The organism is Shewanella sp. LC6, from assembly GCF_006385735.2.
In the GTDB taxonomy this organism is placed as follows: Bacteria; Pseudomonadota; Gammaproteobacteria; order Enterobacterales; family Shewanellaceae; genus Shewanella; species Shewanella xiamenensis.
Map to the genome: position 1 here is coordinate 1,110,969 of NZ_CP043902.1, position 12,471 is coordinate 1,123,439.

The following is a 12,471-nucleotide window of genomic DNA, read 5'->3' on the forward strand; positions in this document are numbered from 1 at the left end:
TAAATCACCTAGTATGCAATATCGTAATAGGCAGTTTGCTTTTTGCGTGGAAAACCTAAATATCGCTAGCGGACTCGCTATCCATAGAAGCGCATTGTTTATCTTGTGGTTACCTTCTGGATTGCGAGGCATTGAGTATCATATTGATCGGTATATTTAGGTCAACATAAGGCCGCCGTACTTGTTTTTCTTCTGGCCGCTTTTTCTTATTTTTGTTGAGATAATAGAGGCTTAAGTGAAAAAAATTCTGATCATCTTCTCCAGTGTTCATGGTCAAACTCGTAAGATCACGAATCAGTTAGCCCAGCAACTCAAAGAGTTAGGTAATTCGGTGGTGATTGCTGATATAAAAGCCGTCCCCGCGATGGAGTCCTTCGATAAGATCATCATTGGCGCCAGTATTCGTCACGGAAAACATAATCCTGCGCTGTATGAATTTATTCAGAAACATCAGCAAATCCTGACACAAAAAGTCGGTGGATTTTTCTCTGTGAGTTTAGTTGCCCGTAAACCTGAAAAAAATACCCCTGAGACCAATCCCTATATGCAGGCGTTTTTAACTAAAACGACTTGGCGTCCTCAGTTGTTGCAAGTGTTTGGCGGTAATTTGAATTATCAGGGTTATAATGCATTTGATAGGAATATCATACGTTTTATCATGTGGTTAACTAAGGGGCCCACGGATCCTGTTACTAATGTTGAATACACTGACTGGCAAAAAGTGCATGAGTTTGGATTACAAATCCACCAAGCCTAAGCGAGCGGTTGAGGCTAACGTTGATTATCGAGGATAAACCTATATGTCGAACAAATTAACCTTGATATTCGATTTTTTGTTGGCGCGTTTGCATGTTTGGCTGGTGTTGTCCGCAAGTCTACTCATCTGCACCAGTCCGTGGATTTTTATCGGTCGAAGCCTGCGTGCTAATGCTAGCATTTGGGATTATCTGCATGTTTACCTAGGATTTGTGTGTGCTGCGTTAGGGATTTTATTTTTGTTACGTAATAGCCTCCAAGGCAAATGGCACCAGTATTTTGCCTGGCTGGTGGGCGATTGGGAACAATTGGTGCAGGATATTAAAGGCCTTTTTAAAGGCAAGCTCCCCGTAGCCGGTGGCAAAGGCTTGTTTAGTTGTATCGAAGGGATTGGCATGATACTGCTGGTCGCGACAGGATTAACTGGCGTTGTATGGTTTATTTACCAAGGAACACCACTGGCAATGACTTGGCGTGGTTATCATCAAATTTGTGCCGATGCTTTTATTGGCTTTTTAGTACTGCATATCATATTGGCTGCAACGCATATTATTGAATTTATTAGGCAATAATTTCTGCTACTGCTGAGCGTTAGGTCCAACCTGAGTGAGTTTATCTTGCTCTAACTTACTGAAGGGACTGACTAGTATCGATTCATTTTTGATTGAGACTTGTCAGTCCGCTAAAGCATCCATTCGCAAAAAACAGAAGCTTATATTGTTACCTTAAACGCTTTTGACGGCCAAGAGCGACGGCAGCGGTAAAGGCTAAGAATAACCAGTTTAGGCTACCACCAGAACTTTTAGGTGCCTGTGCATCTTTTTCAACGGCAAGATAGTTAATTAAGCCAATCAGTTCGTCTAAGGTTCTGATGCTGCTTAAGTTAACTGCATATTTGTCATTAACAATAAAGGCTGGCACGCTTTCAACGCGGAATTGGTTTTGCTGGGCACGCCAAAGGGCTAGCTTTTCATCTGTGCTTTTACTGTCGGCAAGTTTGTCGTACTTCGCCGCGTCTATACCGAACTTAGCAAAGACTTGTTTTATGTCGTCACGGCTATTGATTTGCGATTCGTGCTTATGTCCAGGGGCGCTGTGGTCGTGACCATTAGCGCCTTCTTCTCCTTGGATCGCGGCGAACATGGCATGGGTTAGAGCGTCTTTATTATCCAGCTCTTGGATGACGGCCAGCGAACGCATGACTTCAGTCCCTAAAGCACTATTCATAAAGTCGACATGCTTAGTATCAAATGCAATGCCCTTGTTTAAGTTAGCTTTGATATCAGGCAGATAATTGGTTTCCATATTGAAGCAATTATGGCAATAGAAGGAGAAAAACTCGGTAAGTTTAGGCTCACTACTCGGCGCTTTATCAGAAATTTGAGTGTAGTGAGTGCCTTCCACAAAGTTTGCGGCCAAACTGCTGAATGGTGCAACGATTAAGGCGACAGCCAAGGCGATTGGTTTGATCATAGAACCCTCAAAGTCGGTTAGATTGAATCCAGTACATTAAGTGCTATGCGTTGTGCCTAATGCTAATGGATAAGCTGATTCAATCTTGAAATTACGCTTGTGTTATACCAGCGTGAAGATGGTTTTAGGTTAGTTTGAAATGCTTAATTATCGCTGAATTAGTGCGCCGATATTGAACTAAATCTGTGATCCCGTGGGAGTTTAGACCTAGAAATTTGCAAGACTGCAAAGGGGATCACAGATATATCAACATTCGCTAAGCAATATCCCGCAGGGATTGCCAAGCCTCGCAGACTTCGCGAAAGCGGGCAGCATCACCCTCGGGTCTATCAGGATGCCATTTGAGGGCTAAACGACGCCATTGTTTGCGGATATCTCTTGGGGTTGCACTTTCATCTAACTCAAAAACTCTTAGGGCATGTCCTTTGTGCATTAAATTTACATTGAGGCCAATGTAGCTCTTATAACTGCTCCAGAAAGCCTCTAATAATTCCCTCACCACGTTTTCGCTGGTGTCGTAGTTATTCCAGTCAAGATAATATTCTCGCAGGGAAGTCTCTTCCATTATCAATAAGTTAACATTTGATGGCACGAGGCGGAAAATCTGGATTTCCATTGCTTTAACTTGTAACCATTGCTTAGGAAGAAGCATTTCTTGCAGTTCGAACAGGGCATTCATCAGTAGAAAGTTACGCTTAAATAAATCATTACCCGGGTTTTCATCTAAAGGATGGATAAGCCCTCTGCTCTGTAATTCGGTGGCGAGGTGATGGATTTTCCAACTTTGATTGGAAGCTTGTAATACCGATAGCACTGGCCAGATTAACGGATTGTCCCCCTTAGTGGTCGAAAGCTTTGCCGATTGAGCTTCTGCACTGAGTGAAGGTTTTGCGAGTAGCATACTGACAGTCCCATCCTAAGTTGTTATCAAGCGAGTGTGGCGATTCAGCTGAGTGTACATCTATCCATAAGATTTTTAAGGTTTTTACCTTAAATTGGCCGCTAATTACAGCGTGCTAGATGTACACTATGCCACAGTGCAAAGTGTAGGCAAAGATGGATTTTAGAGCAATTTTCCTCAAGGTTGCTTAGGCTTTGCTGGCGGGAATGGTGTTAATTTTTTTACGATGAGTGATGTGACGAGGTCGAAAATACCCTTGTTCACTTATGCAAAACAAGGGTACTTACGGTTAGCTTAGGCGTCAGGATTTAGATTTCAGTAAAGATAACTTCTTGTGCTAAACGTGACTTAGGTAATTTAGCATTAAAGTCTTCTTCAGAGCGATAACCAAGGGCTACAATCACAGAAGCGCACAGACCTTTTTCTCGTAAGCCTAAGACTTGATTAAGTTTAGTCGCATCGAAACCTTCGATCGGGCAAGCATCAATATCGAGCACACTGGCACCTAACATTAGGGTGCCGAGTGCTAAATAGACTTGTTTTTCCATCCAATGCTGGGCGTCTTTTAGCTCAAATTTATGCATATTGGCAAAGAAAGAGCGACCATTATGTTGGCCTTGTTTGGCTTCTTCATTGGCAAAACGGCCATCTTTGGCCTCTTGCTCTAGCACTTGCAGTAAATGGGCTTCATCGAGTTGAGTACGGGTACACAGTACTACCACATGGGAAGCATTGAGAATTTTTTGGGTATTAAAGGCGTAGTTCTCAGTCGCTTGGGCGATCAACGCTTTGCCTTCTGCCGTACCGGCAAGCACAAAGTGCCAAGGCTGTGAGTTGGTTGATGATGGGCTGAACTGTAATAAGGTTTTGATGTCGGCAATCTTGTCGGCAGGAATTGTCTTGGTTGGATCAAAGGCCTTAGTGGTGTAACGCTTTTTAGCGAGAAAACTTAAATCACTCATGTAACGGCTCCAAATCATCTAGGAATACAAAATCAACCTCAGCATTTTAAGCAGGTTTAGGCAAAAAACAATGTGATCAAAACGGCTATCAGTTTCAAAATATTTTTGAAACTGACGGTTGGTTCAGCCACTGCAAACGCTTAGGGCACCAACACGCCCTAGGTATTAAGTGAGGATATTTAGCGGTCAAAATAAACAATCTATTCGCGATCGAATCTAATGTGATGTGTTTCTATTTTATTGTTTATATGTGCTTTTTATCTTTTGTTGGCCGTTAGCTGTGCACAATAGCATTGTGAATGCATGATGTAGATCAATGATACTTGATAACAACGTTGTCTCTCATGTCGCTAACGCTATTCCTTTGCTACATTTTGTTATGAAGCTTTAGTGACGGTTTCATTTGTTGGGAGGACGTGTGACAAGATTACTTATGTTGTTTATTACATTCAGTTTATTACCCGTATCCTCTGGCTATGGAAAAGATCTGAAATTTGCTGTTGTGCCGAAATTTTATAGTGTTTTTTTTGATCAAAGTAAAACGGGCTGTATAGATGCCGCCGCTGAAATAAAAGGTGTGGAATGTGTATATCGAGGGCCAGAATCAAGCAGTGTTAGATTGCAAGACGAGGTCATAAACCAACTGATTGATGAAGGTATCGATGGGATTGCTGTCGCGGTTACGCAATCTAAGTATCTTTTCGAAAATAGCTTAAAAAGAGCTAAAGAAGCCGGTATTCCAATTGTCACCTATGATTCAGATTTTGATGCTTCCATCAACCAAGACCCCAAGAATTTTCGCTCAGCCTATATCGGTACAGACAATTTCGAATTGGGTAAATCATTAGGTGAACAATTAAAAAAATTACGGCCTAATGGTGGGACGCTTATCATGCAATCTGGGCGCCCTGATTCTCCCAATTTGAATTTAAGACTGATGGGAGTTCGCTCTGCGTTGTCGGGAAAAAAATACGATATTCCTCCAGGGAAATTACTTAATAACGAGCAGGGCTGGACAGAAGTGAGAGAACCTTTGTTTAATTTTGACCAACTTAGTCAAGCGGTTAAACAAATGGAGTCTGTTATGAAAGGCAAGCCGGTGAAAGCAGACTCATTTATTGCTGTTGGTGGTTGGGCTCAAAATGATGCAGCGCTTTACCGTGAGATGATTGCCCCATACCAAGGAAAAATTAGCAACAAGGAGGTCGTCGTTATTATTACTGATACCTCTCCAGAGCAATTAATGATGTTGAAGGATAATCTTGCGCATATCAATATCGGTCAAAATCCCTATGAAATGGGCAGGCAGGCAATTTTGACGCTTTATAAAATTGTCACAAAACAAAAGTATCAAGAAATAATCTATACACCGGTGACATTTTGCTCTCCACAGAACTTCAATACCTGTGAAAAGCGTACAGGAATGTAATGTTAATGAGCCTCTATTACTTAGGGGGACTCTGCAAGAACTGAGCGATTACTGCGAACATCTCGAAAAGCGACGACGGCACTTTGCGGCAAGCTGCCAGCATTTTTAGTGCAACTGACAACAATGTATATTACTTCGACAGCAATCATTGCCGAACATCTCCCAAACACTAAGGGACAATATACCTCGTCTGAAATACACCCTTTTTTAAAGGGATTAGCGCAATTTATTGCCCTGATGCTGTCCTTGCGACTGCTGATGGTTCTTTTTTCACAATGTTAACTTTTACAAGTTGTAGGCAAACTGAAAGTGCATTATGTTGTTGATTTAAAATGGGTGGTCGGATCTACTACAATGCAATATCTTTGGACAGTTTGTATTATATGCCTTTTTCCTATTACTGTTTGGTATTTTATTTCCTTTAAAAAAATGTCGTTACTATTGGAAAGTAAATATCCTGAAAAGTGGGAAGCGTTAGGTAAAGTTGGCTATATTTACAACAATAGCCTTAGTAATTCAAATAAAGTAATTATGTTCTTATTAAAAGAGGAATATCATCAACTAAATGATGGAGATTTAAATAAAATTGCTTCCTCATGTCGAATACTGTTGATTATAGGTACTACATTAGCTGTATTTGCATTCATGATGCCAATCTTAATAGGTAAGTTTGGCTGATTAATATAAGACTAAAATCGGGTTATCTAAACCTTTCTAAACCTCAGACGATTCTTGAGTTGCTTAGCCCAAAGAGATCAGTTTTCATTGGAGGGCTGGGTAACTTTTATCATGAGGGTGGTTGCGTTAGGATCGAATTTACGATTGTATCTTCCGTCTTTTTACCAGATTTCGATTTTGTTTGGCCACACAGGTTAGTGCCTTATACGTACTTGTTGATGTTTGGCTCGGTGGCAATTAATGATTTCAATGAGTTCATTACAAATTTTAATCTGAAACTCATGAATTAGAGCTTGGAATCTAGCTCGCTTTTGTCCCAAAGCATGCTGTGTGTTTCTTTAAAACCTGCAAGCTACACCGATGCTAAAAGGGTGAGCCATGGTGATTAGCGAGACGACCGTCCGCCCCAAGGCCGCTCTTTGGCATCCATGCCATCGCGGCATTCGTGAATCCATTCACATCAGACGGGGCGGTCGAGCATCCACGGATGGACTCGCTGCATGTCGTTGAGCAAACACCATAGCTCGCCTTTCAATATGGGCATGAATTTAATAACTAAGCAGTGATATTTGCCTTTCAATTTTTAACGCTCTTCTGTCTCAAAGCATGCTGAGTCTCATCAAGCAAATACCATTGTTCACCTTTCAATGTTGTATAAGTCTTTATTACCTCAACACCTTACTTAAAAAGCTTTGGGTTCTGGCTTCTTTAGGGCGGGTGAATAATTCCTCGGGTATATTGGACTCCACCACATAGCCGCCATCCATAAAGATGACTCTGTCGGAAACATCGCGCGCAAAGCCCATTTCATGGGTCACTATCACCATGGTCATGCCTTTTTGCGCTAAGTCCTTCATCACATCCAGCACATCGCCGACCATTTCGGGGTCGAGTGCTGAGGTGGGCTCGTCGAATAGCATGAGATCCGGCTCCATCGCTAGTGCGCGGGCAATGGCAACCCTTTGTTTTTGTCCACCCGAGAGGCTCGAAGGATAGGCATTAGCTTTATCCTGCAAGCCCACTTGAGTAAGCAGCGCCAGCGCCTTGTTATCGGCTTCGGCTTGGGTCATTAACTTTAGGCTCACTGGCGCTAAGGTAATGTTTTGCAATACGGTTTTATGGGGGAATAGGTTGAAGTTTTGGAACACCATGCCCACTTTTTGCCGCAATTTATCGACACAGGCATCCTTGGCGGTAATAGATTGCCCTTCGATTTCAATATCCCCTTGGGTGGGTTTTTCTAACAGGTTGATGCAACGTAAAAAGGTGCTTTTACCGCTGCCGCTGGGGCCGATCACACTCACCACTTCGCCTTGGCGAATATGTTCGTTGATGCCCTTAAGGACCGCATTATCGCCGTAACTTTTGTGTAGGTTGGTTATGTTAATCACTTTGCTTCAACCTCTTTTCGAATTTCGACAGCATAAATGTGAAGCTGTAGGTCAGGAACAGGTAAATCAGTGCACAGGTAAAGAGTGGGATACTGTCTTCAAAGGTACGGCTACGGATAATCTCACCCGCCCGCATTAAATCCACGCCGCCAATAAAGCCAATTACGGCAGTTTCTTTGAGTAGCACGATAAACTCATTGCCTAACGCGGGCAGAATATTCTTAATCGCCTGCGGCAGAATAATCAGCTTCATGGTCATCGCCTGTGACAGGCCGAGTGAGCGTGCCGCTTCGGTTTGACCCTTATCGACGGCTTGGATCCCTGCGCGAATAATCTCAGAGATATAAGCGCCACTGTTTAAACCAAAGGCGATAATGGCGGCGGTAATTTTATCGACATCGAATGCGGCCAGCACGATGAAGTAAAGGATCACTAACTGCACCACCACAGGCGTGCCGCGGATCACGCCAACATAAAGTTCGGCGGGAAAGCGTATATACCACTTAGATGACATCTTCATTAGTGTGGTGCCCACGCCTAATACTGCGCCTAATAACATGGCGAAGAAGGTCACAATCAAGGTGACTTTTAAGCCGTTTAAGATCAGCAGTATGCCTATCATGCCGTCGTCGCCAATGGGACTAAACAGCGAAGTATTAATTGCTTCTAACATAGGGATCACTTGATATGGGCTGAAACGAGCGTCTGATATTGGCCGCTTTCTTTCAAGTTTTTCAGCGTGTTATTAATGCTAGTGAGGAGTTCTGGCTGCTGCTTTGACACCGCAAAGCCATAAAACTCAGCGGGGAAATCCAGCTTGATCAGTTTGAGATCGGGGTTTTTCGCCAGATAGTTCGCCGCAGGCTCGCTATCAAATAGCACTAAGTCGACTTTACCATTCTTCAGCTCCATGATGGCTTCAAAGCCTGTGTTAAAAGCAGTGACATTTTGGGTGTATTTTTTAGACATCATATCGGCGGTTGAGCCGAGCTGCACCGCAAAGTGTTTGTCTTTAATGTCATCAAGGGTATGAATTGTGTCGTTATTTTTATTCACGAGCAGCACTTGAGTCGCCTCGTAGTAGGGCTCAGAAAAGTTAACGCTGGCCTGGCGCTCTGGCGTGATGGTCATGCCCGAGGCAATAAAATCAATCTTGCCTGAGTTTAGCGCGACGATCAGTGAATCGAATTTCATGTTTTCGACTTTAAGCGTTTTGCCGGCATCTTTAGCGATTTGTTTGGCAAGCTCAATGTCGAAGCCTTTGATTTCGTCACCACTTTGTCCGCCAACGTATTCAAAAGGCGGGAAGGCCGCATTGGTTCCCACCACTAAAACATCGTTGCTTTTCCCACATCCAGCTAACAACAAGGTGGCACTGAGGGCTAGGCCGCCTAATAACATGGATTTTTTCATTTAAGACTCTCTTTTGGATAACTGGCAATGTGGCGACTATAGGAGGATTGCGTATTCGTGTCAATAATTATGCTTTATTTATGATTAAAAATTCACAGTTGGACTGGCGGTTTAAATAACGAACATCATGTTTATTATGATTGTGGTGTTTGATATCAATAGTTTTTTAAAAGGTTGTGAAATTGTTTAGGGTGACCGTGAATAGCAATTTAGCGCTTTAAAGTGATGAGGTGAGCTAATTTTTATTCACTTTAGTGAATAGGCTGGATTTTTATGAACTATCTCAGATACAAATGATGCAAAATTGATTAAATTAAACTTAAATAATCTAATTGGCAGTTTTAAATCGCAATTGATGGAGCACTATGTGAAATACCAAATTTTGGCGCCTGTAGCGTTGCTTTTAAGTTTAGCAACCTCTGTTTATGCAGAGGAATCAACCCAATGGCATTACACTATGGGCATTCATGATTTTATTGTCGAACAAGAAAATTCGCATACCTTTGGGGCCAATGGCAATATCATTATTGAACATACCACCGCATCGGATATTTATCTGTCTGCGGTGCTGGATATGTTTATCGATATTGATAGAGATAAGCTGGATCCTGACCATATTCCGATGTGGTTTAAATCGGAATATGCCGCTCTTGGGGAACTTTATCGTTTTTCCCCGCAGTTATCCTTAGGTTGGCAAGTGGATTTGCAGGGCAAGCGTAATACTGTGAGTTCAGTGGAGAAGCAGGCGAAGTTTTTTCCAGGACTAACAGCCAATTATCAAGGCCAACAAACCCAAGCCCAGCTTAAGGCGGGTGCGGGCTATTACTTTTTGGAGATCGACGATGACGTGCCCCGCACCCGAGGTTACGATAGAGGCGATTTTGGTAATAGTGAGTTTGCTTACACTGTAATGGGTAGCGTTGGTGTTGATTTAACGCCCAAATTAAACGTGAACTTAGCCGCGCAAACTTGGAACGATGGCGATCAATGGCTTGAAAATCAATATCGCTTCAGCATGAGTTACGATACTGATTACTGGGAGAAGGGCAGCCAGTGGTTACTGTATGTGGAACACACTGAATACAATCTAGACCACTATGCTAAGGAGAGTGTGCATTCACCTAACTACTTGCCCATCCTGCCTTGGGATAACGATACCTTAGTGCGTTTTAGCTTAGTCGTGCCTTGGTAGGAGGTTATTTTTGCGTTAAGTGCTTTTTAACTAACGCGATCATCGCCTGTGCCGCAAAGGACAATACTTGTTCTTTGCGCCAAAATAGCGATAACTCCCAGCGCAATTCGTCACTCGCCAGTGGAATATTGACCACCCCCGCCACACTATAACGCCGCGCGATCGAGCGCGGCAGTATCATCACGCCAGTTCCCGCAGCCACCAGTGCGATACCAAAGTCCGCTTGGCTAACACGGGTGATATTTTGAGGGGAGAATCCGGCTTGCTGACAGGCGTTGAGCACCAATTGATGCAGGGTGTATTCAGTCTCAAACATCACTTGTGGCTCATTGATTAAGTCATGGACTGAGAGTATTTCCCTGGTAGTGAGGGGATTTTCCTTGGGCAGCACTACCACCATAGGATCGTTAAACACTCGAATGCCGTCATAGCCATCATCAAGGTCGATTATGCCAGTGGCCAGTTCTATTTCGCCCTTTTGAATTGCCAGCGTTTGCTCAACGCCACCACGGACTAACAAGTGCATTTCGATTTGTGGATACTGCTGGCGATACTTGGCAATAATAGGGGCAAAAATTTCAGCACTGCCGAGCGGCGCGAGACCGAGTTTTAATTCACCCGCAGTCAAACTGCGCTGGGCACTGAGTTCGGCCAGCATACGTTGGCGTCCGGCCAATAACTCCTTACCATGGCGATAAACCACTTCTCCTGCTTGGGTGAGTTTGACTTGAGTGCCACGTTTGCCGCGCTCGAGTAGTACCAAATCGAGTTCTTCCTCTAGCTGGCGCAGCGCCTTGGAGAGGGCGGGTTGGGTGAGATGAACCTTTTCACTGGCTTTACCAAAACCGCCAGCATCGATGATCTCGATAAAATAGCGCAGCACTTTGAGATCCATTCTCGTCCCTATAATGCATTCTTAAAATTCATGGATTACATGCTTAATATTCATTTTTTTTATTTAATAGGCAAGCCTAAAATGATCCCATAGTAACTTTTGGTGTAAATCGAGAAACCGCATGTCTTTCCTACAAGCCGCAATACGTCGATGCCGTCATGGGGCTTTATTGTTAACTCAAATTGGCCTCTTTTGTTTATTGTCTTTTGCCTGCCATTGGTTTGCCTCTTGGGCGCATTCACCAGTGCCTGGTAGTGTATTAGGTTTAGGTCTGTTGCTGATTTTGTTAGCGACTAAGTTAATTCCTGAAAATGCTGTGCAGCTCGGCGCGGCTTGGCTTATCGGTGAGTTGCTGCTGTTTTTTATTCCGCCAGTGATCTCAGTTATCAAGTACGAAGGCCTGTTTGAGCAATATGGGTTGAATATCCTCTTCACCTTAGTGATGGGCAGTGTGTGCGTGATGGTGGGTACGGGATTTGTGGTTGATAGAGTGTTTCGCTTCGAGCGTCAGCTCAATATCAAAAAGCATGCGCGTCGCCATGCTAAGGCCGTGTAATGTCGAGCGTTAGCTTTAGTCCTGCGGTTGTCTCTGAGTTAGTGTTTTCGCAGACGGGATTGGCACTTATCAGCTTGTTATTAACACTATTTTGTTATTTTGCGGCGAAGCGTTTGTATAAGCGCCATCGGGTATGGTGGTTAGCGCCGATCGTACTTGCGCCTGTAGTGATCACGCTCTTGGTGTTTAATCTCGATATTCCGCTGCCGACTTATTTTGAATACACCCATTGGTTAATGGCGATGTTAGCACCTGCGACAATCGCATTTGCCTTGCCGATTTATCGGGAGCGTAAACTCATTCGCCAATATCCGCTGACCATTGCCCTTGGCGTGGTGGCTGGACTGTTGCTGGGCATGGTGTCGAGCTGGCTATTAGTTAAATTTGTGCCTCTACCTGTGGAGCTTGCAAAGAGTTTGTTGGTGCGCTCCGTCTCGACGCCCTTTGCGATGGAGGCCACAAGCGCCTTTGGCGGTGTGCCAGAACTGACCGCCATGATGGTGCTCATCACCGGTATTATCGGCATGTTAGTCTGCGAGCCGCTGTTCAAGTTGATGCATATTCGCACCTCTTTAGGTAAAGGCGTGGCCTTAGGCGCTTCGGCCCACGGTGCGGGCGCCGCCAAAGCCAGTGAGTTAGGCCAGCAAGAGGGCGTCATTGCCAGTTTAACCATGATTTTTATCGGGATTGCTATGGTGCTGGGCGCGCCCGTATTTGCCGTGATCTTCAGTTAGTGTGAGTTAGTGATTTGCTGAGTTTGCGTTAACCCTCCCCACCTTAATTGTGATTTTGTTTGTTTAAATGATGTTGTTTTGCCTCTTAGGG

General features: G+C 43.8%; 14 protein-coding genes. 7 read left to right on the forward strand and 7 right to left on the reverse strand.

The features are described 5' to 3' along the window. Positions 1 to 235: 235 nt before the first annotated feature. A complete protein-coding gene (gene hemG, locus FJD32_RS04960) occupies positions 236 to 757 on the forward strand; it encodes a menaquinone-dependent protoporphyrinogen IX dehydrogenase (protein WP_037421655.1) in 522 nt (173 codons plus the stop codon). A 43-nt stretch (positions 758 to 800) separates the two neighbouring features. Further along, positions 801 to 1,328: a cytochrome b/b6 domain-containing protein gene (locus tag FJD32_RS04965; RefSeq protein WP_037426111.1), complete on the forward strand. Its 528-nt coding sequence runs from the start codon at positions 801 to 803 to the stop codon at positions 1,326 to 1,328. Positions 1,329 to 1,476: 148 nt separating this feature from the next. Here the strand turns inward: FJD32_RS04965 and FJD32_RS04970 are convergent, their stop codons facing one another. The 3 genes from FJD32_RS04970 to FJD32_RS04980 all read right to left on the reverse strand — a co-directional run bounded on the left by FJD32_RS04970 (position 1,477) and on the right by FJD32_RS04980 (position 4,092). Further along, positions 1,477 to 2,229, reverse strand: coding sequence for a thiol:disulfide interchange protein DsbA/DsbL (locus tag FJD32_RS04970; protein WP_140906485.1), 753 nt, complete (start codon positions 2,227 to 2,229; stop codon positions 1,477 to 1,479). 256 nt (positions 2,230 to 2,485) lie between these two features. Then, positions 2,486 to 3,130 (reverse strand): DNA-J related domain-containing protein, encoded by a 645-nt coding sequence (locus FJD32_RS04975; protein ID WP_069454357.1) that lies wholly within the window; start codon positions 3,128 to 3,130, stop codon positions 2,486 to 2,488. Between the two features lie 308 nt (positions 3,131 to 3,438). Then, entirely contained in the window at positions 3,439 to 4,092 is a 654-nt protein-coding gene (locus FJD32_RS04980) for an oxygen-insensitive NAD(P)H-dependent nitroreductase NfsB (protein ID WP_047535396.1), read from the reverse strand. 418 nt (positions 4,093 to 4,510) lie between these two features. On the opposite strand from FJD32_RS04980, the gene FJD32_RS04985 reads away from it, so the two are divergent. Both FJD32_RS04985 and FJD32_RS04990 read left to right on the forward strand, forming a co-directional pair. Then, positions 4,511 to 5,521: a sugar-binding protein gene (locus FJD32_RS04985; RefSeq protein WP_037426116.1), complete on the forward strand. Its 1,011-nt coding sequence runs from the start codon at positions 4,511 to 4,513 to the stop codon at positions 5,519 to 5,521. Positions 5,522 to 5,875: 354 nt separating this feature from the next. After that, complete coding sequence (locus FJD32_RS04990) at positions 5,876 to 6,199, forward strand: hypothetical protein (RefSeq protein WP_037421672.1); 324 nt, start codon at positions 5,876 to 5,878, stop codon at positions 6,197 to 6,199. A gap of 665 nt (positions 6,200 to 6,864) precedes the next feature. Here the strand turns inward: FJD32_RS04990 and FJD32_RS04995 are convergent. The 3 genes from FJD32_RS04995 to FJD32_RS05005 are packed head-to-tail and all read right to left on the reverse strand — an operon-like array spanning position 6,865 to position 9,003. Continuing rightward, a complete protein-coding gene (locus tag FJD32_RS04995) occupies positions 6,865 to 7,590 on the reverse strand; it encodes an amino acid ABC transporter ATP-binding protein (RefSeq protein ID WP_011625361.1) in 726 nt (241 codons plus the stop codon). Beyond that, positions 7,583 to 8,263, reverse strand: a complete 681-nt coding sequence (locus FJD32_RS05000) for an amino acid ABC transporter permease (RefSeq protein WP_037414942.1) — start codon at positions 8,261 to 8,263, stop codon at positions 7,583 to 7,585. The genes FJD32_RS04995 and FJD32_RS05000 overlap by 8 nt, the downstream gene beginning before the upstream one ends. A gap of 5 nt (positions 8,264 to 8,268) precedes the next feature. After that, positions 8,269 to 9,003, reverse strand: a complete 735-nt coding sequence (locus tag FJD32_RS05005; protein ID WP_140906487.1) for a basic amino acid ABC transporter substrate-binding protein — start codon at positions 9,001 to 9,003, stop codon at positions 8,269 to 8,271. Positions 9,004 to 9,370: 367 nt separating this feature from the next. On the opposite strand from FJD32_RS05005, the gene FJD32_RS05010 reads away from it, so the two are divergent. Then, positions 9,371 to 10,195, forward strand: coding sequence for a hypothetical protein (locus tag FJD32_RS05010; RefSeq protein WP_140906488.1), 825 nt, complete (start codon positions 9,371 to 9,373; stop codon positions 10,193 to 10,195). A 4-nt stretch (positions 10,196 to 10,199) separates the two neighbouring features. Here the strand turns inward: FJD32_RS05010 and FJD32_RS05015 are convergent, their stop codons facing one another. Then, the gene (locus tag FJD32_RS05015; protein WP_047535402.1) at positions 10,200 to 11,090 is read right to left on the reverse strand and encodes a LysR family transcriptional regulator; all 891 of its coding nucleotides are present in this window, start codon (positions 11,088 to 11,090) and stop codon (positions 10,200 to 10,202) included. A 121-nt stretch (positions 11,091 to 11,211) separates the two neighbouring features. Here FJD32_RS05015 and FJD32_RS05020 point away from each other — a divergent pair, with 121 nt between their 5' ends. Then, positions 11,212 to 11,646, forward strand: coding sequence for a CidA/LrgA family protein (locus FJD32_RS05020; RefSeq protein ID WP_037414933.1), 435 nt, complete (start codon positions 11,212 to 11,214; stop codon positions 11,644 to 11,646). Beyond that, the gene (locus FJD32_RS05025; protein ID WP_109277701.1) at positions 11,646 to 12,380 is read left to right on the forward strand and encodes an LrgB family protein; all 735 of its coding nucleotides are present in this window, start codon (positions 11,646 to 11,648) and stop codon (positions 12,378 to 12,380) included. Before FJD32_RS05020 ends, FJD32_RS05025 begins: the two co-directional genes overlap by 1 nt. Positions 12,381 to 12,471: the final 91 nt, after the last annotated feature.